General features: G+C 45.0%; 24 protein-coding genes. 8 read left to right on the top strand and 16 right to left on the bottom strand.

Annotated elements, in window-relative coordinates; translation table 11 throughout:
• The first annotated feature begins 364 nt into the window (after positions 1–364).
• Together F8C82_RS10935 and F8C82_RS10930 are read left to right on the top strand one after the other, a co-directional pair.
• Positions 365–850, top strand: a complete 486-nt coding sequence (locus F8C82_RS10935; protein ID WP_170266235.1) for a nucleoside deaminase — start codon at positions 365–367, stop codon at positions 848–850.
• Between the two features lie 56 nt (positions 851–906).
• A complete protein-coding gene (locus F8C82_RS10930) occupies positions 907–1,425 on the top strand; it encodes a hypothetical protein (protein WP_151693623.1) in 519 nt (172 codons plus the stop codon).
• Here the strand turns inward: F8C82_RS10930 and F8C82_RS10925 are convergent, their stop codons facing one another.
• From F8C82_RS10925 to F8C82_RS10885, 9 genes are all read right to left on the bottom strand, one after another.
• Entirely contained in the window at positions 1,426–1,923 is a 498-nt protein-coding gene (locus F8C82_RS10925) for a hypothetical protein (protein WP_151693622.1), read from the bottom strand.
• A complete protein-coding gene (locus F8C82_RS10920; RefSeq protein WP_151693621.1) occupies positions 1,916–2,401 on the bottom strand; it encodes a nuclear transport factor 2 family protein in 486 nt (161 codons plus the stop codon). Before F8C82_RS10920 ends, F8C82_RS10925 begins: the two co-directional genes overlap by 8 nt.
• A 76-nt stretch (positions 2,402–2,477) precedes the next feature.
• The gene (gene sufD, locus F8C82_RS10915) at positions 2,478–3,800 is read right to left on the bottom strand and encodes a Fe-S cluster assembly protein SufD (RefSeq protein ID WP_223279538.1); all 1,323 of its coding nucleotides are present in this window, start codon (positions 3,798–3,800) and stop codon (positions 2,478–2,480) included.
• A gap of 22 nt (positions 3,801–3,822) precedes the next feature.
• Complete coding sequence (sufC, locus tag F8C82_RS10910) at positions 3,823–4,578, bottom strand: Fe-S cluster assembly ATPase SufC (protein WP_151693620.1); 756 nt, start codon at positions 4,576–4,578, stop codon at positions 3,823–3,825.
• Between the two features lie 43 nt (positions 4,579–4,621).
• Positions 4,622–6,064 carry a Fe-S cluster assembly protein SufB gene (sufB, locus tag F8C82_RS10905; RefSeq protein WP_151693619.1) on the bottom strand — a complete coding sequence of 481 codons (1,443 nt, stop codon included), beginning with the start codon at positions 6,062–6,064 and terminating at the stop codon, positions 4,622–4,624.
• A gap of 21 nt (positions 6,065–6,085) precedes the next feature.
• Positions 6,086–6,418: a HesB/IscA family protein gene (locus F8C82_RS10900; protein ID WP_151693618.1), complete on the bottom strand. Its 333-nt coding sequence runs from the start codon at positions 6,416–6,418 to the stop codon at positions 6,086–6,088.
• A gap of 158 nt (positions 6,419–6,576) precedes the next feature.
• Positions 6,577–7,263: an ABC transporter ATP-binding protein gene (locus F8C82_RS10895; protein WP_151693617.1), complete on the bottom strand. Its 687-nt coding sequence runs from the start codon at positions 7,261–7,263 to the stop codon at positions 6,577–6,579.
• A gap of 75 nt (positions 7,264–7,338) precedes the next feature.
• Positions 7,339–7,722: a hypothetical protein gene (locus F8C82_RS10890; RefSeq protein ID WP_151693616.1), complete on the bottom strand. Its 384-nt coding sequence runs from the start codon at positions 7,720–7,722 to the stop codon at positions 7,339–7,341.
• A 471-nt stretch (positions 7,723–8,193) separates the two neighbouring features.
• On the bottom strand, positions 8,194–8,655 hold the full coding sequence (locus F8C82_RS10885; RefSeq protein ID WP_151693615.1) for a VOC family protein: 462 nt from the start codon (positions 8,653–8,655) through the stop codon (positions 8,194–8,196).
• Between the two features lie 76 nt (positions 8,656–8,731).
• Between F8C82_RS10885 and F8C82_RS10880 the strand changes: the two genes are divergently transcribed.
• Positions 8,732–9,220, top strand: a complete 489-nt coding sequence (locus F8C82_RS10880) for a GyrI-like domain-containing protein (RefSeq protein WP_151693614.1) — start codon at positions 8,732–8,734, stop codon at positions 9,218–9,220.
• Here F8C82_RS10880 and F8C82_RS10875 read toward each other — a convergent pair.
• Positions 9,207–11,081, bottom strand: coding sequence for an ABC-F family ATP-binding cassette domain-containing protein (locus tag F8C82_RS10875; RefSeq protein WP_151693613.1), 1,875 nt, complete (start codon positions 11,079–11,081; stop codon positions 9,207–9,209). The genes F8C82_RS10880 and F8C82_RS10875 overlap by 14 nt on opposite strands.
• Before the next feature lie 173 nt (positions 11,082–11,254).
• On the opposite strand from F8C82_RS10875, the gene F8C82_RS10870 reads away from it, so the two are divergent.
• Positions 11,255–11,941, top strand: a complete 687-nt coding sequence (locus F8C82_RS10870) for an SCO family protein (protein ID WP_151693612.1) — start codon at positions 11,255–11,257, stop codon at positions 11,939–11,941.
• 175 nt (positions 11,942–12,116) lie between these two features.
• Here the strand turns inward: F8C82_RS10870 and F8C82_RS10865 are convergent, their stop codons facing one another.
• Entirely contained in the window at positions 12,117–13,172 is a 1,056-nt protein-coding gene (locus F8C82_RS10865; protein ID WP_151693611.1) for a tetratricopeptide repeat protein, read from the bottom strand.
• Between the two features lie 47 nt (positions 13,173–13,219).
• Between F8C82_RS10865 and F8C82_RS10860 the strand changes: the two genes are divergently transcribed.
• Positions 13,220–13,993 (top strand): amidohydrolase, encoded by a 774-nt coding sequence (locus F8C82_RS10860; protein ID WP_151693610.1) that lies wholly within the window; start codon positions 13,220–13,222, stop codon positions 13,991–13,993.
• On the opposite strand, the gene F8C82_RS10855 is transcribed toward F8C82_RS10860, so the two are convergent.
• Entirely contained in the window at positions 13,990–15,564 is a 1,575-nt protein-coding gene (locus F8C82_RS10855; RefSeq protein WP_151693609.1) for an Ig-like domain-containing domain, read from the bottom strand. The genes F8C82_RS10860 and F8C82_RS10855 overlap by 4 nt on opposite strands.
• A 49-nt stretch (positions 15,565–15,613) precedes the next feature.
• Complete coding sequence (locus tag F8C82_RS10850; protein ID WP_151693608.1) at positions 15,614–16,285, bottom strand: ComF family protein; 672 nt, start codon at positions 16,283–16,285, stop codon at positions 15,614–15,616.
• Positions 16,286–16,361: 76 nt separating this feature from the next.
• Between F8C82_RS10850 and F8C82_RS10845 the strand changes: the two genes are divergently transcribed.
• On the top strand, positions 16,362–17,261 hold the full coding sequence (locus tag F8C82_RS10845) for an ATP-binding protein (RefSeq protein ID WP_151693607.1): 900 nt from the start codon (positions 16,362–16,364) through the stop codon (positions 17,259–17,261).
• 160 nt (positions 17,262–17,421) lie between these two features.
• Positions 17,422–18,411, top strand: a complete 990-nt coding sequence (locus F8C82_RS10840; protein WP_151693606.1) for an OmpA/MotB family protein — start codon at positions 17,422–17,424, stop codon at positions 18,409–18,411.
• 278 nt (positions 18,412–18,689) lie between these two features.
• On the opposite strand, the gene glmS is transcribed toward F8C82_RS10840, so the two are convergent.
• Genes glmS through F8C82_RS10825 form a run of 3 tightly spaced genes read right to left on the bottom strand, consistent with a single transcriptional unit; the run spans position 18,690 to position 22,691 of the window.
• A complete protein-coding gene (glmS, locus tag F8C82_RS10835) occupies positions 18,690–20,534 on the bottom strand; it encodes a glutamine--fructose-6-phosphate transaminase (isomerizing) (RefSeq protein ID WP_151693605.1) in 1,845 nt (614 codons plus the stop codon).
• 10 nt (positions 20,535–20,544) lie between these two features.
• The gene (locus tag F8C82_RS10830) at positions 20,545–21,864 is read right to left on the bottom strand and encodes a DUF4270 family protein (protein ID WP_151693604.1); all 1,320 of its coding nucleotides are present in this window, start codon (positions 21,862–21,864) and stop codon (positions 20,545–20,547) included.
• 14 nt (positions 21,865–21,878) lie between these two features.
• Positions 21,879–22,691: a glycogen/starch synthase gene (locus tag F8C82_RS10825; protein WP_151693603.1), complete on the bottom strand. Its 813-nt coding sequence runs from the start codon at positions 22,689–22,691 to the stop codon at positions 21,879–21,881.
• A gap of 103 nt (positions 22,692–22,794) precedes the next feature.
• On the opposite strand from F8C82_RS10825, the gene panC reads away from it, so the two are divergent.
• On the top strand, positions 22,795–23,628 hold the full coding sequence (gene panC, locus F8C82_RS10820; RefSeq protein ID WP_170266234.1) for a pantoate--beta-alanine ligase: 834 nt from the start codon (positions 22,795–22,797) through the stop codon (positions 23,626–23,628).
• The last annotated feature ends 10 nt before the right edge of the window (positions 23,629–23,638 follow it).

Here is a 23,638-nt window from a genome sequence, read left to right as displayed (position 1 = left end):
GCAAAGGTACGCCTATTTAGGAGGAAAACACTGATGAAAGTCATGATTGGAGAAGGGGGGAGGGGTGAGAAATGATTATGAAGCAACTTTCAATAACCTCTCAACTACTCAGATCTACTCTGGGTCCGAACGTTCAAAGGATAGTTTTTAAAACTAGCCGATAGTAAACGTTTATCATACGACTATATGCATGGAAAGTTGCGAACTTGATTGTGGGGCAAGCGGGAGCGGCCCCTGGGGTTAGGCGCGACGCTAGACGTCAAGCTCGAATCAGTGGCCAGCAGCTTGTCGCATGTCGCTTGCAGCCAATAGCCACCAACTACCTACCACCTCCATTCCTTACCTTTGCGATAAACTCAAATCCATGGAACACCATAAGCCATTTGTTCAACGATGCATCGACTTATCTCAAGAGAGTATTGATAGAGGTGATGCGCCATTTGGATCTATCATTGTGAAGGATGGCCAAATCATAGCGGAGTCGCTCAATTTTGCGGCCAACAGAGTTTCTGATCACGCGGAAGTAGTGGCTTTGCACATGGCACATGAGAAATTAGGTACTTCTGATTTGTCAGGAGCAATTTTATATTCCAATTGTGAACCTTGTCCCATGTGTTCTTTCATGGCTAGGGAGTACAAAGTGAGCGAAGTGGTGTATGCTCTTCCTTCTCCTTACATGGGCGGACATTCCAAGTGGAATATTATGGAGGATGAAGAGTTGGAGAAATTCCCTCCCTTTTTTGGAGCCGTTCCCAATGTAATTGGGGGTGTTTTGGAGGCAGAGGCCAAGGCGGTTTTCAATAAAACGCCTTTGTGGATGTTTGGGAGTAATGCCAGAAAGGACTCATAATTCGAGTTTTTATTCGAACTTGTTAAGGCAGAAAAGAAAAATCCAAACTACCTAACATGAGTCAAGTTGAGTTTCTAATGGTGTTTCACGGTGTCATCTTCAGCATGGCTATCGTGGATTTGGTAAGTCATACACACGATATCTTTACAAAGTCGTATTGGGAATACATCATTTGGGCAATTGCACTCTTTGAAATTGGAGCTCAAAGCTGGTATAGCACGTTTGACAAGATGGACGCTATTGCCTACAACTACGCTCACTTTTTGGTGATGATGTTACCCGTGATCTTCTATTTTCTAACCATACGGATTTTCACACCGCCAGATGGACAAGGTTACAAGGAGTACTTTTTGAGCAAGCGAAAATCGTTCATCGGTATGCTGTTCCTGTTCAGCCTTTCGGGATTCTTTTCCGATTATATTCTAGGAGTGGAACCGCATTTCACATGGATGAGAGTAGGGGTTACGGCTCTGTTGATCCCGGCATATTTTATCAACCATGCGGCCGTTCGACTCTTTCCTGTTTTTGTTCGTCTTCTGGTTATCTCGTACTGGATGGCGACGGGCGCATTGTAGTTAATGGATGGGTTCAGGATGTCCCATGATATCGGTGTAAATATGGTGGATTTCGAACGTTTGTTCGGCTCCTATCTTTTGTCCAAATTGTGCAATGAGGTATAGAACTGTCGCAATGAGTAGGCATGCTCCCATAGCCCAAAACGCCCAGTATTGGCCTTGTACCATGGCTTGAGATATCCCTATTATGCACAAGAAGGTGGAAAGTACACCCATTGAAGCATAACCGTAAAAGAAAATAGACCACACATTGGGATGAGGACCATACAGTCCTCGAACTAGCACTCCTTCCTCATTTTCTTCTAAGCTCAATTGAAGTTGAGGTGACCAATAGTGGCGGAGGTCAGGGTTGTATTCTACGACGAGATAGTGGGGGAGAAAAATCATGTGAATCTCATCTTCATGCTTTTTAAACCCCTCTACCAATTTGGTATTGATGTCTTTGGCGGTTCCTTCTACTTGATGCCGAAACCGTGGACGTACGCGGATACTAGTCATCTTGTCCGTCTTCACTATTAGCGATCATCTCTACAAAATCTCCCAAGAGATCATTCGGAATGGGAACCGAGAGGTTGTAATGAGCAATCTTCCATTCTCCATCGGTTAGTATTAGTACACCTGTGCCCCGGCATTCACCCATGTGAGAAGATGAAAGCACTTCATCAAACCAAGCAATTGTATTGTTTTCATTGAAATAAACCGATCTATTTTCCGGGATGAAGGTCCAAGCAGATCCTCTGTCAAAGTAGGGTTTTGCCCATGGTTTGAATTCAGAGATGGTCCATTTTTCCGTGGCATCGGTTCCCATGAAGATTGCATCATCTCCAGTGAAATAACTGAAGTAAGATTGGAAATCGGCTTCGGATGCCGCAACGTGCCATTTGTTCAGCATACGATTCACACTTTGTTCTGGTGTTTCACTCGTTGAGAAGGCGGCAATGAGCGGGAATAGGAGGAGGAAATAGATGGATTTCATGCTGTAATTTACACTTTTGGACCAAATAAAAAGCCCCGCTATGTGCGGGGCTTTTTCTATATCAAGTGCAATGCTGTTACAGCTCGAAATCTAGATTGACACCTAGCTTTTTCGCAATGAGCATGTTTACTTTCTCTTTCAATTGACGAATGCCAACTTCGCTCAATGCATCACTGGCAAAAGCATACATCAATAGAGCTTTGGCCTCTTTGTCGCCAATTCCTCTACTCTTCAAGTAGAATAGAGCTTCCTCATCTAGCTGGCCAATGGTACAGCCGTGACTACATTTCACATCGTCTGCATAGATTTCTAGTTGTGGCTTGGTATCCACATTCGCTCTATCGCTGACCAAAATGTTGTCGTTTTGCTGAAAGGCATTGGTTTTCTGAGCATCCTTGTGAACTACAATTTTGCCATTGAAGACACCGTGAGCATTGCCGCCGTATATGCCTTTATACAATTCGTGGCTCTCACAATGAGGAACGAGGTGATCCGCAAGAGTGTGATGATCTACATGCTGACCTTCTTCAATAATCGTTACACCGTTCATGTAAGCAAAGCTACCTGACTCTTTCAGTGCAAAGTGAAGGTTGTTTCGAGTGAGTCGGCCACCAAAACTAAACGTGCTAAAGCGCGCAATGCTGTCTCTGTGTTGATTCACCCAAGTGTTGTCAATGAGGGAAGCGGCATGGTGATCGTTTTGAAGCTTGTAGTATTGCAATTGGGCGTTGGCTCCAACAGAAACTTCGGTTACCACATTTGTGAGGATAGGAAGTTCTACTAAGCTCTGGTGCCTTTCAATGATTTCTGCTTTAGCTCCTTCTTCTAGGATCACCAAGTTTCGTGGTTGAACCATCATCTCACGATCGTTGGTCGTGTTGAAGAAGATGATTTGAATAGGCTTATCAACAGCAGTGTTCTTTGGAACGCGAATAAAAGCACCTTCTTTGGCGAAGGCTGTGTTCAAGCTTACCATGGCTTGATTCTCCCCTTTGGCGATTTTGTTGAAGTATCCTTCAATCGCGTCTGGGTATTTATTCAGTGCATTTCCAAACGTACAAATGTCGTATCCGCGATGCGTAGTTTCACTTAACCAGCTTGAATATACGCCGTTGATGAATACTACTTTGTAACTATCGATTTCGTTGAGGAAGTACTTCTTTACATCCTTAAACTCGATATCCTCTTCAGTTTTGGGAAAGAGTTTGTAATCCCCTTTGAGAATAGGCTTGAGGTTGGTGTACTTCCACTCTTCGTTTCGCTTGGTAGGGAAACCAAGTTTTTCAAAATTTTGGAAGGCCTCGCGACGCATGCTGTGTACGGCAGAGTTCGCTTCACCATTCAGTTCGTTCTCAAAAACGATGTAGCTCGATTCCAATTTATCTTTCAATTCCTCCACGGAGTTTCTTCTTTGGGGGTGATTAAAGAGCGGCCACTTCTTTCTTGATCCAGTCGTATCCTTTCTCTTCCAATTCTAGGGCAAGAGACTTGTCGCCTGTCTTCACAATTTTACCGTCCATCAATACATGTACTACGTCAGGAATGATGTAGTCTAATAGACGCTGGTAGTGCGTGATAACGACTACTGCGTTGTCCTTGCTGCGAAACTTGTTTACACCGTTGGCTACAATGCGCAATGCGTCGATATCCAAGCCAGAATCGGTTTCGTCCAAGATGGCCAGTTTTGGTTCAAGCATAGCCATTTGGAAAATCTCGTTTCTCTTCTTTTCACCACCAGAGAATCCTTCGTTCAATGAACGACTGAGGAAAGATTTGTCCATTTCTAGAACGCCCAACTTCTCTCTCATCTTCTTGAGGAGTTCAGCAGCGCCCATTGGTTCTTCACCACGAGCTTTACGAATTTCGTTTATGGCGGTTTTCAAGAAATTGGAAACGCTCACACCAGGGATTTCAATGGGATATTGGAAAGACAAGAAGATGCCAAGTTGAGCGCGTTCTTCTGGACTGAGATCCAACACGTTTTCACCTAGAAACTCAATGGTACCTTCGGTAACGTCGTAGTCTTCACGGCCAGCGATAACGCTGGATAATGTGCTCTTTCCAGCGCCGTTGGGTCCCATAATAGCGTGAACTTCTCCAGGCTTAACTTCTAGGTTAAGTCCCTTGAGAATCGCGTTATCTTCAATCTGTGCTTTGAGATTTTTTATCTGTAGCATTCCTGTGCTATCGTTTTTGCCGTTGTGGCGATTGTTCTATTGATTATCCTACTGAGCCTTCTAGAGAAATAGCCAAAAGCTTCTGAGCTTCTACGGCAAATTCCATTGGAAGTTGATTCAAAACGTCTTTACAGTAACCGTTAACAATGAGGGCAATGGCCTCTTCTGTGGCAATGCCCCTCTGGTTACAGTAGAAGATTTGATCTTCACCAATTTTTGAGGTCGTTGCTTCGTGCTCAACCTTAGCCGTCTTGTTTCCTACTTCGATGTAAGGGAAAGTATGACTACCACATCCGTCACCCATCAAGAGTGAATCACATTGAGAGAAGTTTCTAGCATTGTGAGCACGTGGTCCAATTTTCACCAATCCACGGTAGCTACCGTCTGATGAACCCGCACATATACCTTTCGAGATGATGGTGCTCTTCGTGTTCTTCCCCAAGTGAATCATCTTGGTGCCTGTGTCGGCTTGCTGGAAGTTGTTCGTTACTGCAACGGAGTAAAACTCACCAATGGAGTTGTCTCCTTTCAAGATACAGCTCGGATACTTCCAAGTAACGGCAGAACCGGTTTCTACTTGCGTCCAGCTGATCTTAGCATTGCGTTCGCAAATGCCTCGCTTTGTCACGAAGTTGTATACTCCACCCTTGCCTTTGGAATCACCGGGATACCAGTTTTGCACGGTGCTGTATTTGATCTCAGCATCGTCTAAAGCAACGAGTTCTACAACTGCAGCATGGAGTTGGTTCTCATCCCGCTGAGGTGCTGTACAGCCTTCGAGGTAGCTCACATAACTGCTCTCATCGGCAATAACCAAAGTTCTCTCGAACTGTCCAGTACCTGCTTCGTTGATGCGGAAATAGGTGGAAAGTTCCATAGGACAACGAACGCCCTTGGGGATATAACAGAAAGAACCGTCGGTGAATACCGCAGAATTCAATGCAGCGTAGAAATTGTCCGTTTTGGGAACCACGGTACCGAGGTATTTCTTCACCAGTTCTGGATGCTCTTGAATGGCATCACTCATGGAGCAGAAAATGATTCCCAATTCTCCCAACGTTTTCTTGAAGGTAGTGGCCACCGATACGGAGTCTACCACAACGTCCATTGCCACACCAGTTAGACGCTTTTGCTCATCGATGGAAATACCGAGTTTCTCAAATGTTTTGAGAAGCTCTGGGTCTACTTCCTCTAGGCTGTCTGGACCTTTTTTCTTCTTGGGTGCAGAGAAGTACGTGATGTCCTGAAAGTTGGGTTTGGTGTATTTCACCTTGGCCCAATTTGGCTCTTTCATTTCTAGCCATTTGCGGTAGGCGTCTAATCGCCATTCCGTCATCCATTCTGGCTCGTTCTTCTTTGCTGAAATAAATCGAATGATGTCCTCATTTAGGCCAATTGGAGCCTTGTCGGATTCTACGTTGGTGTAAAAACCGTACTTGTACTCACTCCGAGTTACATCATCTAAAATTTGATCGCTATTGCTCATGAAATCCTGCGCTATCTGTCGTTATACGGCAAAACTTTCGCCGCAGCCACAAGTGCGTGAAGCGTTCGGGTTGTTGAACGCAAATCCTTTTCCATTCAAACCTCCGCTGTACTCAAGGGTGGTACCCAAGAGGTAGAGTAGGCTCTTCTTATCGACTAATATTCTAACACCCTTATCTTCAAAGAGTTTATCTCCTTCTGCCTGTTCCTCGCCGACGATTTCCATCTTGTAAGAAAGGCCAGAGCATCCGCCGCTAGTGACACCAACGCGGATGTAGGCAGTCTCGAGCGTCTTGCCCTCTTCTGCCATCAAGCCGATGAGCTTGTTTACTGCTGTGTCGGATACGTTTATCATACCTTGTTTGGAATCAGTCTAATTCTGACTGCAAAAGTATGAAATAAAAGGGGAACCCCTAGGATTTGGGCGTATACCCTAAATGCTAGTGTTTATAAGGGATGAGCCGTGAATTGAGACTAGTGTAGACGGAGATATAGAGACGGTCTATTAATGGGTTATTTTCTCTCGTCACTTTCAATCTGACCGTCACGGAGGCGTATGATTCGGTTGGCGTGCTGGGCAATCTCCTCCTCGTGTGTGACCAGTACAATGGTGTTGCCCTTTTTGTGGATCTCATCAAACAATTGCATGATTTCCACAGAAGTCTTGGAGTCGAGGTTACCAGTTGGTTCATCGGCCAAAATGAGTGCGGGTTTGTTTACTAAAGCACGGGCAATCGCTACGCGTTGGCGTTGTCCTCCAGAGAGCTGGTTGGGCTGATGGTCCATTCGGTCGCCTAGTCCAACCTGATGGAGTACGCTAGCTGCTTCTGCCCTTCGAGCTGTTTTTCCAACCCCGGAATAGACAAGGGGAAGAGCGGTGTTGTCCAATGCCGTTTGGCGAGGCAGAAGGTTGAAGGTTTGGAATACGAAACCGATATTTCTGTTTCTGATATCGGCTAATTCGTTGTCGCTCAATCCACTCACATCCGTTCCATTCAACAGGTATTTGCCCGAAGTGGGGGTATCTAAACAACCCAACAAGTTCATCAATGTGGATTTGCCACTACCCGACGGTCCCATCAAAGCGACGTATTCGTTTTCTTCAATGACGAGATCAATGCCCATCAGAACTTTTACGGTCACCTTGCCCAATTCAAAATTCCGCTTGATTCCTTCGAGTTGTATGATGGGCTTGGACATAGGTGTATTCGATTCTTGTTGGTCGACTAATGTACTAAAGAGCACTGGAAACTGATATTCCTCTAAAGGTAGAATTTATTCGTCCCATTCACATCCGGGAATTACCTTGACGACTACGAGCTTCTTTTGGAATTTCCATGCTCGATAATGAGCACCTTCTGTCGTGAAATCCCATTCCCCATTTTCTGTATTCGGTTCGCCTAAGTGATCATGCGCGTAGTTATCTCTCGCTTCTTCTGAGGTGAAATCTACAATGACTTCATAAAGCGGACGATCACCCCTGCCTTCAATCACGGCAAAATAGAAGATGATGTTATCTACGCCAAAGGATGATAGTTTGTGATTGCTCTCTTGGTATACTTCTCGGAAGTCTCGGGAATGAATCAATCTAAGTCGATGGGTTTCTTCCAATTCCCAAGAGGCCATTTCCCATTTTACATCGGGTAGAAACGTGGGCATGGGATCGGTTATGGGCGACTTAAAAAGGGCGCAGGAAGTAAAAACAAGGGTCAAAAGAATTCCGTAATGCTTCATGGTTGGAGGGAATGAGTATCAATTCAGTGAAAGACTGACAAAAGAATAGAGATTTCGTGATGGACATTTAAGTAAAATACTGACAAATAGAAGATTTGGAAGGGGTTTCTTTGACATGATCTTGAAGAACGGAAGTACAGTCTCTGTGCTTATGCGAGAAATAGAGTTAATATCCCTTCAAGTGTCGTAGTAAGGTTAGTAGTTGGGAAGCGGAGAGAAGGAATCCCTCTCGCATGATTCACCCTCCGTTTTCTTGATTGGGACTATCTCAGTCCCGTCAATCCCTGGATGGAAAATAGGTCTCTCCATCCTCCATCCGAGTATTACTTGATGCAGGTTACTCGGAAGATTACATTTCCTCCCATCGTTCACATTCTTGTTCGTTGGGAGGATTTGTTATTTCTGACCTTTCTCGTACGCTTCGTGATCGCTTGTTTCACAATTCACCATCCAATTGATTCCAAATTTGTCTGTGAACAACCCATAGTACGCATGCCAGAAGGTGAGCTCAAACGGCATTTTCACTTTTCCTCCTGCAGATAGCTGGTCAAAATACCTCTTGGCTTCATCAGGATCTTTTGTGTTGATAGATAGAGTGATATTGTCTCCAATAGTCGCCTTCTCTGCCCATGCACCTCCCGCATCACTTCCCATGATACTCGTTTCCGCACTGATGGGAAGACTGATGTGCATGATCTTGTTTTTAAGGTGTTCTGGCAGTGGAGGCTGACCTTCAAGAATGGGCATGTCGCCATATCGGCCAACGTAGGGAAACTCACCCCCAAACACCGATCGGTAGAATTCAAATGCTTCTTCACAATTGCCGTTGAACGTCAGATAGGCATTAACTGTTGTCATGTACATGTTTGTTTGAGCAGTATAAGTTAAGGGATAGGATTTTTATTACGAAGTCACTTCTGCTTATCTTGACTCCATGTATTTACGAATGGAAGAGTGTGCCCAGCGCGAATGGGTTGGAATGAAGATGCACATGTCCTTTGCTACGAATCAAACGCGCGAACTCTGGCAGAGATTTATGCCGAAGAAAGGTGAGTTACAGCCTAAGAATGACTTGCTTTTCTCCATAGAGCGGTATCCCAATGACTTCTTTCAATCCTTCGATCCTACTCGCGAATTTGAAAAGTGGGCAGCAGTGGAGGTTGTGGAGTCTACATCTATTCCGAATGGGATGGCGAAGCTCACGTCCCCAGCCGGCATGTATGCGGTGTTTTTGCACAAGGGTACGCCTGAAGAAGGGCCTAAGACTTATGGCTATATTTTTGAAACCTGGTTGCCTGCTTCAGGATATCAACTCGATCATCGCCCTCATTTTGCAGTAATGGGAGAGAGGTATTCGAACCATGATCCAAACTCGGAAGAAGAAATCTGGATTCCCGTAAAAAATAGAGCTACTCCTCTGTGAATTCACTGAGTTCCAGCCATCTCATTTCAGCTTCGTCAAGGCGTTCTGTCAATTGATTCATCTCAATAGACAGCTGTTCAATTTCTCCAGCTTCTACATCGGGTGATTCAAAGATTTTCGCAATCTCTACTTTTCGAGCTTCGAGCTTTTCTATTTCTGCAGTAAGCTCTTCGAACTCACGCTCTTCCTTGTAGCTGAGCTTGGTCTTTTCGCGTTTCGGCCTGCTTACCTCTTTCTTAGGAGCGGTATAGAGTTTCTGAGCTTCTCGCTTCTTTTCTTGTTCAATCGCAAGCTCTTCGCGATACTCTAAATAACTCCCATTGAAATCTTTAACCTCGCCATTCCCCTTAAAAATGAAGAGGTGATTGGTGAGTTTATCCAGGAAGTACCTATCGTGACTCACAATGACCAAACAGCCTTCAAAATCCAACAGAAAGTCTTCAAGGACATTGAGGGTTAATATGTCGAGATCATTGGTCGGCTCATCCAGAATGAGGAAGTTGGGATTAGCCATCAATAGGGTGAGGAGGTACAATCGTCTTTTTTCACCACCGCTTAGTTTGCTCACAAAGGTGTATTGCTGATCTCCCTCGAATAGGAAGCGCTCTAGTAGCTGACTAGCCGTCATACTCCTCCCCTTGGCAAGTGGAATGACTTCGGCTATTTCTTTAATGACCTCAATGACGCGCTTGTCATTGTTCAATTGCATTCCATCCTGGCGATAGAACCCAAAACGAACGGTTTCACCTGTGATGATTTTTCCGCCATCTGCTTCTTCAGAATCGGTGATAAGTCGAAGGAAGGTGGATTTACCAACTCCATTTTTTCCAACCATACCAATGCAATCTCCTCTTTTAAAGGTGTAGGAGAAGCCGTTGAGAATAGGCAAGTTGCCGTAGGCCTTTTTTACCTTGTGAAGCTCTAAGATTTTACTGCCTAGACGCTCCATTTTTACATCGATTTCCACCTGCTTGTTTTGAACTTGCTTGTGGGCATCTTGCTTTACTTTCTTGAAGCTGTCGATTCGGCTTTTGCTCTTTCCGGTTCGGGCTTGAGGGGTGGAACGAATCCATTCGAGCTCCCTTCTGTAGATGTTTTTCGCCTTCTCGATATTGGATTGCTGGGTTTGGGCGCGCTCTTCCTTTTTCTCGAGGTAGTAGCTGTAGTTACCATCGTACTTGTAAAGTTCTCCATCTTCAAGCTCGTAGATGGTAGTACAAATAGCCTCTAAAAAATAACGGTCGTGCGTAACCATCAACAAGGCAAAAGGAGCATCAGACAGCCAACCTTCTAACCACTCAATCATATCAAGGTCGAGGTGGTTGGTCGGCTCGTCGAGAATGAGGAAATCCGGCTCGGTCAAAAGCAATCCAGCTAAGGCGAGTCGCTTCTTCTGTCCACCACTTAGCAAGTCTACCTTGGCGTGAATGTCCTTTAAGTTCAGCTTGTCGAGAATGGCCGTTAGTCGAGATTCGGTATCCCAAGCATTGAGACGCTCCATTTCACTTAAACTATCGGTCATGTCACCTGCTTTGGCAGGATTCTCTAGAGACTCCTTGTATCGGATGACGGCTTTCAACAATGGGTGTTCAAGCGTGAGAAGCCACTGCATGATTTCAATTCCCGCAGGAAATTCGGGCTCTTGCTTGAGGTAGCCTACACGTAGATCTTTTCGAGTTACTACTCGTCCATCATCGGGCATCTCTTCATTGGCCAAAATGCGAAGGAGGGACGTCTTACCTGTGCCATTTCTAGCGACAAGCGCGACTTTTTCGCGTTCAGCCATTCCGAATGTGAGGTTCTCAAACAAGACACGCTCGCCAAAACTCTTCTTGAGTTGCTCTACCGATAGGATATTCATACCGCGAAGATAGAGGGAAAGTAGAGTTCTTGAGTGGTCTGTATGCAATCAATCATTCGATATCCAAAGATTTGATGTTGAGTGGATTAGTTTGTGATAGGGGTGTTGCTTCTACAAAAGTCGTGGGCACTTTTGTAGGCCATTCAGTCGAGAATGTGGAATTTTGCCGAATCATGGCAGGAAAATTCATCGCGAAGGCAGACTACTGGAAGATAGGAGTCCTTCTATTCATCTTTGTGGTAGGCGTTATTACGGCCTATCAAATTCAAAAACCGGAAGAGCGTTTGGGGATAATTAACCCAGCGGATATTAATCCGGCATTGGTGGCAGATAGCCTTGAAGGAAAGGGCATGAATCACGTCATTGCTGATTTTAAGTTGATTGATCAGCGAGGACATGAAAGAACCCGCGCCGATATCAAAGGCAAGATTGTGATCGCCGATTTCTTCTTTACTACTTGTCCGAGTATCTGCATCGACATGACTCGCAATTTGAGACGAGTACAAGAGCGATTTATGGACGATGATCAAGTGATGATTTTATCTCACACGGTAAATCCCGAGTATGATACGGTTCCCGTTCTGCAATCTTATGGTCAGGCCAATGGGGTGAGTTACGACAAATGGTGGTTGCTTACGGGCGAAAGATTGGAAATCAATAAACTGGCAAGAGCGAGCTATTTTGCTGTGGTTGAACAGGGTGAGTCGTTTGATGAGCACAGTTTTATTCACACCGAGAACATTGTGCTCGTGGATCCATTGGGTAGAATTCGCGGGATTTATGACGGAACCAATGATGAGGAAATCGATTTGATGATGTACGGAATCGAGTTGTTGCTGAAAGAATATCCGCAGCAATAGACCGTCTGCTGAGGTGTTTGGTTTTTTGAGAATATTTGGAAAAAAGAAAGCCGCTCGAGGGTACGAGCGGCCACCTTCAAAATAATCAACAAAAACTAAAACACAAAAATGAAAAAACTACAAAAGCTCTTCCTGAACGAATATAAACGCAATTGTTGAAATCTGCAAGGGTGCGTTACAATTTCCGTTCTATACTCCTCATAAAGATGCTGAATTCCATTAAGTTAAGTTCAGTTTCAATTGTAAATTCTTCTGCACCTCTTCCTTCACCAACTATTTTCTGCTCACCGTTTTCTACAATATAGCTCCATTTTCCAACGGGTCTGGCGTGCAGAGGTGTAATTAAAAAGGCTTCGTAAATGGCATTGTCTTTTAGATCAGGACGAATGATTTCATAGATCTCAATCCTGAAGTTTACGCCCATCAAGCTCAGTATAGGAAGTGCGTTTTTACGGGTGTAAATGGAGGGGAGCTGGTCTGAGTCGCGAAGCTGGTGAATGGCTTCCTGCTGCTGTGCAACCATGTCCCATTCTCCCATTTCTGCCGTTAGTTGCAAGAGGTTTAAGCGGTAATTGACTTTGTTGGGATTATTGTCTATCAATTCTCGGTAGATGGCAGCCGCTCTTGCAGAATCCTCGCCTTCATGCCAGTATAAACTCGCCAATATCTCACTTGCCTCCACTCGGTATTCTTTGGCAACCATGTCTCTAATGTTTCCTTCAAAGCACTCTATAGCCGCTTGCATATATCCTTGTTCTTCCAAGATTTTACAGCTCATAAAAGTGGCGACATCCTTATTGGGGTAGAGCAAGTGTATGCGATTGAACACCGCCAAGGCAGAATCCGGCTTCTGTCCCCGATAGTAGGCATCCGCCTTTGCAAGCATGTAAGGCAATCGATGTTGGTTTAATGCCAAAGCTTGATGGAATGATTCCGCGGCAGAGATGAAATGTCGCTGCTTGGCGAAACTGAGTCCCCTCACATAATACGTTTGATCATCCTCATACCCTTTTTCGATGGCGGTATTCAGAATGTAAATGGCGATAGAGTCTTCATCAAAATGCTGAGCTGCTTGTGCTACGCGGAGCATGTCTGGACCACTCATCCGATGGATTCTATCGCGTTGCTCGTAAATAGCTTCGTAGTTCTTCTGGTTCCATAATCGTTGGATACTTTGGGCAGATGCCGCCGTATGAAGTAGAGCCAAAAAAGTGAGAATGAGTATTCGCATACGCAAATATATGGGCATTGGTGTGATGAAGTAGTACCTTCGGAGTTATGAACGAATTACATGTGTCTTTGGTACAAACATCACTCCATTGGGAGGATGCTAAATTGAATCGTCAGATGTTCGATGAACACTTGTCAGAGATTCAAAAGACCGATGTCATCTTTCTACCCGAGATGTTCTCTACTGGGTTTTCTATGCGTCCATCCGAAGTAGCCGAACCGATGTCGGGCGAGACGGTAACATGGATGAAAGAAAAGGCCAAAGCCCTGAATGCGGTTGTGACCGGAAGTGTGGTCATTACAGAGAATGGGAAATTCTACAACCGCTTGATTTGGGCGGAACCTTCAGGAGAAATCAAACACTACGACAAGCGTCATCGGTTTTCTTACGCTGGCGAACACGAAGAGTATTCGGCAGGCCAGACTCGATCTACTTGGGAATACAAGGGCTGGAGAATCCGACCACAGATTTGCTATGATTTGAGATTCCCTGTTTGGGCCAGAAATGACGACGATTACGATTTGCTGTTCTATGTGGCCAACTGGCCCGCTCGTCGCAGTTACCCTTGGAAGTCACTTTTAGTAGCTCGAGCCATTGAGAACATGTCGTATGTGGTTGGTTTGAATAGAGTGGGCGAGGATGGCAACGGGATTGATCACTCTGGGGATAGCGTAGTATTGAATCCCTTGGGAGAAACGGTTTCAGCCGCACAGCCCAACACTACAGAAGTGGTAAAGGCAACCTTGTCCAAGTCAGATTTGAGTGCTACACGTGAGCGATTTCGCTTCTTAAACGACAGGGATACCTTTACTTTGGATTAACGGATGTTCCAAACTTCTTCAATCTCCCAATTGGCCCTTAATTCAACGGTCTTGGTGAGGTAGATGACTTTTTCAGGCTGACGATTTTCGAAGTAGTTACCAGTGTCCCATCTACCATTTTCATTGACATCGTAGATCACACGTGCCTTGAGTTCCTGTGGATGAATGTCGTACAGACTGATATTAATGTCGTCTGTAAACGTATTTCGGTACAAGATTGCCTCATCATTGTTGAAGATCTCAATGACTTTGGGAAAGGTTGAATCGGAACGAACACTCATGTGAAAAATGGAGAGTTCATTGTCGTTTAAGACCTTAAATCCCTGAGCAAAACTATCGTTTACCCGACCAAACATATCGGTTACAGCGCCGGAGTCTACAATCCATTTTAATGTTTGACCATATTCCAAACGTGTGGAGAGAGCAAGACTTCTCACGCCCGAATAATCTATTGAAAAAGGAGTGTGGAGGGTGTCGAGAATCAAGTGAATCTTGGAAGGATCGAATTGAACAATGGGTGTTTTGGCCGAAAAACAAATGGAGTCGGTGGGTGAAAACGGCGGTTTGGTTCCCCAGTCCAATCGGAATTTAGTCGTGTCTTTATCTGTGAAACGAACCGACATGGTATCTTGTGTTCCCGTTTCTAAATGGGTAATGAGCCATTCTCCTGTGCTTCCACTTTTCCAGATGTTGGTCCAAAAGATGAGGGTGTCGCCGTTTTCAGGTCTCTCAATCACGTACTCTGAAGTAACGGTGTCTAAGCGCTCAATTTGAAGGGCTCCGGGAGGTTTGGAGAAGTACATCTCTATCTTTCCGAAATCAGCATACTTGGCGCGGTAAAATTTATATGGAGTTTCCGCTTTGAAAAGAGGGATGGTAACAACTGGGTTGTAGCTAGATTGAAGTAAAGTGTCAATATACCCCAAAGCCTCCGCAGCCCCTGTCCATTGGTAGTTAAAATCAAGATCCTTCATTGCCATCAGGCGGTACGCTCCTGGCGCTACGTTTTCAATAGAGAAATGTCCGTGTTCATCGGTAAGGCCGTAGTACAATGGCGGCGCTTTCATGAATACAGAATCTTCGGCATCGCCTTCGTAAAGTGCCACCATTACTCCTTTTTGATCTAAAGTGGAGTAGGCGTCAATGACTTGTCCAGCTACAATTTGCGAATCGAGAATAGCGCCTGTAGAAAAGACGTATTTGAATTCCGTTTGCGCATTGTTCTCCGTAATGTCTTTGATGGCGTTACCGAACGAGAAGGTATACGTGGTGTTTTCTCGGAGAGTGTCGGTAATAGTGAGAGTAAGTGTCTTCTTTCTCAGCTTGTGTTCCACCTTGTATTTCAGTGGAGGCGAAGAGATGAATTGAGAGGAGAATCCGTCCACTTTGACATATTCATCAAACTCAATTTCGATGGTATTGCCTGTAAAGTTGGTACTTCGGTTTGCCGGATAAGAACCTACAATTGCTGGAGGGGTTTCATCTTTGGCACCTCCATCTGGGGTCGACTGTACCGCGCAGCCGGTAACGAATAGAAAAATGGCGATTAGTCGAATGAGTCCTCGAATCATTGTTCGTGTTTATGGCCGCAAATTACGGGAATATTGAGGAAGTTTCGGATTATGAAGCATAGGCAATGGCAGTAGCATAAACCTTCGATACTCCGGCCTTCAACAAGGTGTGGGCACAGCTCTCCAACGTCGCACCCGTAGTCAAAGTATCATCCACCAACAAAACCGTACTTCCAACAAGGTTTACTCCATCTGCGATTTCAAAAATACCCTCCATATTCTTCCATCGTTCTTCTCTAGACAGCGCGGTTTGAGAAGGGGTGTGAACAGTTCGACGAAGGAGTATTTCGCAGTTGAGGTGAGTTGAATTCCCTATTCCACGAGCAATGTGCCAACTTTGATTGTACCCTCTGTTTTTCATTTTGAAAGGATGAAGTGGTACTGGGGTGATGATCGTTTCGCTGGGTAGTAGACCCGTCCATCGTCGTCCTAAACGGACGCCCAGCTCTTTTGCCAATGTTGTGTTTCCATCGTACTTCACCGCGTGTAACAAGTGCTGAATGGCAGAGGGAGAATGAAAGGGATAGTGAACCTGTAGACCTTCAATTTTCACCCTACCTCCAAAGAGTTGATTGGCAAATTCTTCAGGATCTTGTTCGCTAGGCCAAAGAGGAAGGGCATCTAAACAGGTATGGCAACATGCGTTTTCCGCAGGGCTCAGTACGGAAAAGCAGACCAAACATCGCTTAGGGAATATGGCGTCCATCCAAATTGTCAGCACATTCTGATAGATTGATTTGTACGCTGTTATAGAAAAAGCATTTACTTTGTTCTGACTCCAATTTAAAACAGTCATTATGAGCGAACCGACATCTCAAAAGAAAAAAAGCAACAAAGGTTTAATCGCCATTATCATTATTCTCCTTCTCGCCGTTGGTGGTTTGGGTTACATGTTGATGGAAAAGGATAAAGAAGTAAAGGATGCTTCTGCAGAACTTGAGCTTATTCAATCTAACCTCGAGCAGTCTTTGGCTGATATTCGCGGTTTGGAATCCAACAACGACAGTATGGATGCCTACATTGTTGAGAGAGAGGCTCGATTGCTTAGCATGATCGATAGTGTGTCGAATGCCAAAGAAGTGTCTGATCGCCAGTTGAGCCGTTGGAGAAATGAAGCGGTAAGCAAGCGTAAAGAAGTGGATCGCCTCACTGCTGTTGTTGATAGCGTGAATAAAGCCTATGCCAAGCTTGAAGATGTGAAGGACTCCTTGGTAGTGAATCTTGATGCAGAGCGCATTCGTTCAGAAGAGTTGACTAACCAAGCTCGTGAGCTTCAAAACGAAGTGGAAGTAGGTTCTCAATTGCAACTCACTTCCATCAATGCTGGTGCTTACAAAGTATACAGTAGTGGTGAAGAAGATGAAACAGAGCGTGCCCGCAGAGCAGAGCGCGTGAAAGCGTGTTTCACTATCGGAGCAAATGCGATTGCCGAAAAGGGTGAGCGTCAAGTGTACATGCGCGTTCTTACTCCAGAATTGAAGGTAGTTGTAAACCAAAACGACAGTCTTGCAACCAACAAGTTCATGGTTCAAGGCAATGAATTGTTCTTTACCGCTAGCAAGAGTGTATGGTATGAAAACACCGATCAGAATGTTTGTTTGTCGTACGACAAAGAAGACTGGGTGAAAGGAACATACACCGTAGAGATTTACATTGGTGATGCGAAAGTGCAAGAAGCACGCTTTGTATTGGACTAAGAAATCCCAGTAGAGATATATAGAACCCCAGCCCATGGTTGGGGTTTTTTTATGCCCGCAGGTATTAACAATGGACGGTTAAGAGAAAATTAGACCGAGGCACGAGGTCAGTCATGCGAGATACTAACTTCGTTCGTTGGTAGATAAACACCATAACAACATGAGAATTACAAAGAGTCTATTGGCCGTAGCGGCTGGCTCATTAATCTTGAGTAGTTGTGTTTCTTCAAAGGTTCATCAAGAACTTCAAGATAAATACGACGCGCTGGCTGCCGCCAATGAGAATTTATTACAGGAGAATGAAGAGTGCAGTGCGGATTTGACCGAGGCACGCGCCCTTTTAGACCGTTGTGTGGACGCTCGCGATGAGTTGATCCAAGACACGGTAAATCAGAATATGGCCATTCGCAAATTGCGCAGGAGCTATGAAGATTTGAATAAGAATTACGAGTTTTTGCTAGACAACAACAACACGATGTTGGCGAATAATGCTCGTGAGAACCGCGCGCTATTGGATCGATTGGAAGCGCTTCAAGATCAATTGGAAGATAAGGAAGACAGCTTGCGTATTGAACAAGAGAGTTTGTCTACGCTTCGATCTATGCTAGAAGCGAGAGAGGCACGAGTGAATGAACTGGAGGGCGTGATTGCTCGTCAGGATTCTATAGTGAATTACGTTCAACAACGCGTGTCGGATGCTCTTCTCGGTTTTGAAGGCAAAGGATTAACCGTGGAGATGAAGAATGGTCAAGTGTACGTTTCCTTGGAGAACCGATTGTTGTTCGCTTCGGGTTCTTGGACGGTACAGCAAGAAGGACAGAATGCATTGAATCAATTGGCCTCTGTACTTGCCGACAATCCAGATATCAAGATTATGGTAGAAGGTCATACAGATGATGACGCTTACCGTGGCAATGGTCAGGTGCGAGACAACTGGGATCTTTCTGTAATGCGTTCAACAAGTGTGGTAAAGATTCTATTGAACAATGAGGGAATTGCTCCACAGCGGATTACGGCTGCTGGTAGAGGCGAATACTTGCCACTTGCAAGTAATGAAACCGCTGAGGGCAAGGCGAAGAACCGCCGCATTGAAGTGATTCTTACTCCAGACCTCTCCGAACTGATGGAGTTGGTTGGATCGATGAAATAATAGATTTCCTGATTACGTGAAAAGGGGAGGGTGCATTAGCATCTTCCCCTTTTTTTAGTTGAGAATCGGTAGGAGATGCTTCCAAATATTCCCTGTTTGGCGATTGCTCCGTTTTCTACTCCTATTCCAGATGATCTGTAGCTCAGTAGCGCAAACTGGCTTGTGCCTCAAAAGAGGTCATATCTTGAGAATAAGTACTTCCCTTAGGGAGTATTGGAACTTAGAGCAAACAAAAAACCCCGACCATTGGCCGGGGTTTGTATAGAACAAAAGTCGGGTTATTCTACGGTAACTGACTTTGCTAGGTTTCTAGGCTGATCCACATTACAGCCTCTCATTACCGCAATGTGGTAAGAAAGGAGTTGAAGAGGAACCGTTGTTAGAAGGGGAGAGAAGGCCTCGCTGCTGTCTGGGATTTCAAGGGTGAAGTCCGACATTTTTGCGATTTCTGTATCTCCTTCGCTAACAATTGCAACGATTTTACCATTGCGAGCCTTTACTTCTTGGATGTTGCTCACAATCTTATCGTACTGTCCATTTCTTGGAGCAATAACGAATACCGGCATGTTTTCGTCAATCAATGCGATGGGACCGTGCTTCATTTCTGCAGCAGGGTAACCTTCAGCGTGGATGTAGCTAATTTCTTTGAGTTTCAAGGCGCCCTCTAGTGCCACTGGGAAGTTGTAGCCTCTGCCCAAGTACAAACAGTTAGTAGCGTCTTTGAATCGTTCAGAAATCTCACGCACTTTTGAATCAGACTGCAACATGGCTTCCATTTTCTTTGGAATTCCGTTGAGTTCTTCCAGTAGTTCGTGATAGCGCGTTTCCGACAACGTGCCTTTCATCTTGGCAATCTCAATAGCCAAAAGAGAAAGAACGGTAACCTGAGCTGTGAATGCCTTGGTAGAAGCCACGCCAATTTCTGGTCCTGCGTGCGTGTAAGCGCCTGCATGTGTTTCACGTGCAATCGAACTACCTACTACGTTACAAATACCAAAAATGGTCGCTCCGTGTTCTTTGGCCAACTTGATAGCGGCAAGTGTATCAGCTGTTTCTCCAGATTGAGAAATGGCAATCACCACATCTTGATCGGTGATAACAGGATTTCTATAACGGAATTCAGAAGCGTATTCTACTTCTACCGGGATTCGAGCTAAATCTTCAAAGAGATACTCACCTACCAATCCAGCATGCCAAGAAGTTCCACAACCTACAATGATAATGCGGTTGGCGTTGAGGAATTTCTCTTTGTATTCAAACAAACCACCCATTTTGATCATGTTCTGATCTGGAAGAAGACGACCGCGGAAAGTGTCGTAAATCGCCTTTGGTTGTTCGTAAATCTCCTTCAACATAAAATGTTCGTAGCCTCCTTTTTCGATAGAAGCCAAGTCCATTTGAAGCTGTTGAACGTATGGGTCAATGGTGCGATTGTCCTTAATAGAACGTACACGCAAGCCGTGATCTAGATTGATGGTGGCCATTTCTCCATCTTCCAAGTAAACCGCTTTTTTGGTGTACTCTAGGAATGGAGTAGCATCAGAAGCCACAAAGAACTCATCGTTTCCAATGCCAATAACAAGAGGGCTTCCCATCTTGGCCGTAACAATGGTTCTGTCGTTTTCTAGTGAGAATACACAAATGGCATAAGCGCCAATCACTTGGTTAAGGGCAACGCGAACAGCATTCTCTAAGTCGAGGTCTTCACTGTTCATTACATCTTCGATCAAGTTCACAAGAACCTCGGTATCTGTGTCGCTGTGGAACACGAAACCTCTAGAGATCAATGCTTCCTTGAGGGATGAGTAGTTTTCGATAATACCGTTGTGGATAAGGGCAATCTTGCCATTATTCGAAACGTGTGGATGAGAGTTGTTGTCGTTCGGTGGTCCGTGTGTAGCCCAACGCGTATGACCAATTCCCAAGTGGCCACTTTGGTTCTTTCCCGCAGCTTCAGCTTCTAGGTCAGAAACCTTTCCTTTTTTCTTGTATAGGTGAAGGGTAGAGTGGTCTAGCAAGGCAACGCCAGCACTGTCGTAACCGCGGTATTCCAAGCGTTGCAATCCTTTAATGAGGATGGGATAGGCATCTCTTTCCCCAAGATATCCTACGATTCCGCACATAGGTTAAGGTTTAGTTAGTTCGAGAATAATAGAGCTTCAATTCTGCTGGTTCTAAGGTACTACCATTTCCGTTCAGAACTGCTCTGGATTGATCGGATGATGAATTATTTGGAACAATGATAAATTCCCCAAGGAAATCCTTATCGTCCAAGAAGCGCTGCATTTGTCGGGTGATGACAAATTTATAGCTGTGATCACGCAATTCTCCCGTAACCAAAGTTCCGCCAACTGCCGAAGCTCCTTCGGAAATGTAATCGGAAACAACGGTTCTACCAGCAGTGTCGTTTACAACGATTTGCATTTGATCCGGTAAACGATGCCTAACAGCAGATCCCTCTTTTACGGGAATATTCAACTCTGCTCGAGTCAATATCCAAGCAGAATCTTGGTAGTGACGCAGATTTGGAATTTTAACCATGGTAACGACACCTGCCATGGCTTGAGAATAACAAGCTACCTCCCCATTCGTAGAGTCTTGATTGTCAATATCGAATGCAGCCGTACTGTAGTCATGGGTAAAAGTGCTCACAAACTCCGTAGATGTGCTCATGCGCAAATCGTAGTGTGAGGTGTCCATTTCGTCGTTTCGGAAGTAGAAGCGCACTTTCGAATCTGTGGAAGGTACAAGCAATCCGAGAATCGCTTGAGTAGAGGCATCACCGCTCAATTCAATTCCGTAAATGGTTGAAATGAAATTGTCGGTATTGTCAAATGCATTGGAGCCTTCCAGTGGGAAAATCACATTCTGACCAAAGGAAGTGTTCAATGGAACTCGAAGCACCGGGCGACTAGCGCTGAGGTGGTCCCAATCTCGTGGTGTTCTTGGGCGAACAGCGATGGTTGCATTACCGATCTCAACATCGGTTGCAAAACTTCGGTTGCTGTAATAACTGCTGTCGGGGTCGAGGTAATTCTTCAACGTTTTAACCGACATGTTAAAAGGTACTGTGGTGTCACCATAGTAACCAGCGTCGGATACGGTATATGGAATAAAGAGAACAACACTGTCGCAAATAGGGTTCGTTCCAAAAGTAGGAACCCCACTAGGCACCAAATGGGTGACCAGTTTGGCATCGGTTCTACCAAAGACATTGTCGTCATATCCACCCACTAAGCCAATGCCAGAAGTGGGGGAATTAGAGCGTACAGAGTCGAACGGTGCCGTGTATGTAATGATGGGCGTTCGCTCCATTTGACCGAAGTTCAGTTGGTCTCCATCCACGTAAGGGAGTCCCAATTCTGCTTCGCCTCGTTCGCAGCCTACAAAAACAACTAAAGCCATTGAAACAATGGCCTTAGTAGTGAGTGAGTAAAGTGTATTTCGTTTCATTCAGAAAGCCTGATTTAGGCGGTGACGTCTTCTAAAACAACGTTTTCGTAAAACGATTTTAATGCTGGTTTGTCTACCTCGCCAATGCATTCGAAGATCGGAAGATCTTTTTCCTTGGCAAATTCCAAGAGAGATTCCGGTACTTCGTCGTGGGCTTTAACCACTGCATCACAGTATTCAAGTGCGCCCTTGTGCAAGTTTTCGAAAGTCGGCTCATTGAAGAATCCAGGATATTCTACACCGTCAAACTTCATTCCCGCGGCAAGGTTTGGCCCTAGCTGACCGTCAAACGACTCGTTGTATAGCGAGTAAACGATCTTGGCATCAGAAAAGTGTGGGTCGTCTGCATTGAATTTTTTCAAATACATTGGAACCGCAGAACAGAACCATCCGTTTACGTGGATGATGTCTGGTTTCCATCCGAGTTTGCGAACGGTTTCGATCACGCTCTTCGCGAAGAACAAAGCGCGTTCGTCGTTATCTGGATGAAGTTCTTTCTTGTCGTTGATAAGGGTTGACTTGCGCTTGAAGTACTCTTCGTTATCAATAAAGTAAACTTGTAGTCGGGCTTGTGGTACAGAAGCAACCTTGATGATCAAGGGTTGGTCCATATCGTTGATAACGATGTTCATACCACTGAGGCGAATCACTTCGTGCAATTGGTGCCGTCTCTCATTGATCACTCCATAACGAGGCATGAACACACGAACTTCGTGTCCTGCTTCATTCATTTTCTTAGGGAGTTCCAAGCTCGGTTTAGAAATTGGAGATTCCGGTAAGTATGGACGAATTTCCTGAGAGATATAAAGTATACGCTTCGATTCCATCTGCAAAAGGCCTTTTCAACAATAATGTAGCGTGCAAAGGTACGTCTTTTCTAGCGATGTTTCAAGCTAACCGTTAGCTTTGCAGCACGATAGCACGTATCAAATGCACATTTTTAGAACGAGAGAAGAGCTCTCAAATTACATTGAGTCGCAGGACGGACGCGTTGGTTTTGTACCAACCATGGGGGCTTTGCACGATGGCCATCTTCAGCTTGTAGCGCAGGCTAAGGCGATATCGGACATCGTTGTCGTGAGTGTGTTTGTCAACCCAACACAGTTCAATAATCCCAGAGATTTAGAGCGATATCCACGCGATGAAGAAGGGGATTCTAAGAAGTTGGAATCGGCGGGATGTGACGTGGTTTGGTTTCCAAAAGTAGACGAACTCTATCCCGATGAGGTGGAAAGCGATTTCTACGATTTGGGACATTTGGAAGATGTCATGGAAGGTGAATTCCGACCGGGGCACTTTCAAGGTGTGGCAACCATTGTGGACAGATTGTTTCAATCGGTGAATCCAGACGTGGCCATTTTTGGCGAGAAGGATTACCAACAGGTAGCTGTCATCAAACGAATGACGTCTCTTAAAAACCACCCGGTTGAGATTGTAGTTTCTCCTACCAAAAGAGAGTCTTCAGGCCTTGCAATGTCTTCCCGAAACATGCTCTTAGAGCCTGTGTTTAAAGAAGCAGCCGTTGCCATTTATCAGGCAATGAATGCCATTCGTGCCACTAAGGATGAACGATCTGTCTCTGATTCTGTTACCATGGCTAATGAAGCTATATCGGCTGCAGGTTTGCGTCCAGAATACATCGTAATTGCGGATGAAGATTCCCTTGAACCCCTTGAGAAATGGGAGAATTCGGAAAGGCCACGCGTTTTCGTGGCAGCCTATGCTGGTGAGGTCAGATTAATCGACAATTTGTCTTTGAATTAACTACTTTTGC

It is taken from the genome of Phaeocystidibacter marisrubri, assembly GCF_008933165.1.
GTDB classification, from domain to species: Bacteria; Bacteroidota; Bacteroidia; order Flavobacteriales; family Schleiferiaceae; genus Phaeocystidibacter; species Phaeocystidibacter marisrubri.
Note: the sequence above shows the minus strand (reverse complement) of the source record. Positions and strands in the feature narration are given on the sequence as shown.

What these genes read in the sequence shown, in the direction of transcription:
- F8C82_RS10935 (WP_170266235.1), top strand. Translation starts at nt 365, where the DNA reads ATGGAACACCATAAGCCATTTGTTCAACGATGCATCGACTTATCTCAA.
- F8C82_RS10930 (WP_151693623.1), top strand. Translation starts at nt 907, where the DNA reads ATGAGTCAAGTTGAGTTTCTAATGGTGTTTCACGGTGTCATCTTCAGC.
- F8C82_RS10925 (WP_151693622.1), bottom strand. Translation starts at nt 1,923, where the DNA reads ATGACTAGTATCCGCGTACGTCCACGGTTTCGGCATCAAGTAGAAGGA.
- F8C82_RS10920 (WP_151693621.1), bottom strand. Translation starts at nt 2,401, where the DNA reads ATGAAATCCATCTATTTCCTCCTCCTATTCCCGCTCATTGCCGCCTTC.
- sufC (WP_151693620.1), bottom strand. Translation starts at nt 4,578, where the DNA reads ATGCTACAGATAAAAAATCTCAAAGCACAGATTGAAGATAACGCGATT.
- sufB (WP_151693619.1), bottom strand. Translation starts at nt 6,064, where the DNA reads ATGAGCAATAGCGATCAAATTTTAGATGATGTAACTCGGAGTGAGTAC.
- F8C82_RS10900 (WP_151693618.1), bottom strand. Translation starts at nt 6,418, where the DNA reads ATGATAAACGTATCCGACACAGCAGTAAACAAGCTCATCGGCTTGATG.
- F8C82_RS10895 (WP_151693617.1), bottom strand. Translation starts at nt 7,263, where the DNA reads ATGTCCAAGCCCATCATACAACTCGAAGGAATCAAGCGGAATTTTGAA.
- F8C82_RS10890 (WP_151693616.1), bottom strand. Translation starts at nt 7,722, where the DNA reads ATGCCCACGTTTCTACCCGATGTAAAATGGGAAATGGCCTCTTGGGAA.
- F8C82_RS10885 (WP_151693615.1), bottom strand. Translation starts at nt 8,655, where the DNA reads ATGACAACAGTTAATGCCTATCTGACGTTCAACGGCAATTGTGAAGAA.
- F8C82_RS10880 (WP_151693614.1), top strand. Translation starts at nt 8,732, where the DNA reads ATGTATTTACGAATGGAAGAGTGTGCCCAGCGCGAATGGGTTGGAATG.
- F8C82_RS10875 (WP_151693613.1), bottom strand. Translation starts at nt 11,081, where the DNA reads ATGAATATCCTATCGGTAGAGCAACTCAAGAAGAGTTTTGGCGAGCGT.
- F8C82_RS10870 (WP_151693612.1), top strand. Translation starts at nt 11,255, where the DNA reads ATGGCAGGAAAATTCATCGCGAAGGCAGACTACTGGAAGATAGGAGTC.
- F8C82_RS10865 (WP_151693611.1), bottom strand. Translation starts at nt 13,172, where the DNA reads ATGCGAATACTCATTCTCACTTTTTTGGCTCTACTTCATACGGCGGCA.
- F8C82_RS10860 (WP_151693610.1), top strand. Translation starts at nt 13,220, where the DNA reads ATGAACGAATTACATGTGTCTTTGGTACAAACATCACTCCATTGGGAG.
- F8C82_RS10855 (WP_151693609.1), bottom strand. Translation starts at nt 15,564, where the DNA reads ATGATTCGAGGACTCATTCGACTAATCGCCATTTTTCTATTCGTTACC.
- F8C82_RS10845 (WP_151693607.1), top strand. Translation starts at nt 16,362, where the DNA reads ATGAGCGAACCGACATCTCAAAAGAAAAAAAGCAACAAAGGTTTAATC.
- F8C82_RS10840 (WP_151693606.1), top strand. Translation starts at nt 17,422, where the DNA reads ATGAGAATTACAAAGAGTCTATTGGCCGTAGCGGCTGGCTCATTAATC.
- glmS (WP_151693605.1), bottom strand. Translation starts at nt 20,534, where the DNA reads ATGTGCGGAATCGTAGGATATCTTGGGGAAAGAGATGCCTATCCCATC.
- F8C82_RS10830 (WP_151693604.1), bottom strand. Translation starts at nt 21,864, where the DNA reads ATGAAACGAAATACACTTTACTCACTCACTACTAAGGCCATTGTTTCA.
- F8C82_RS10825 (WP_151693603.1), bottom strand. Translation starts at nt 22,691, where the DNA reads ATGGAATCGAAGCGTATACTTTATATCTCTCAGGAAATTCGTCCATAC.
- panC (WP_170266234.1), top strand. Translation starts at nt 22,795, where the DNA reads ATGCACATTTTTAGAACGAGAGAAGAGCTCTCAAATTACATTGAGTCG.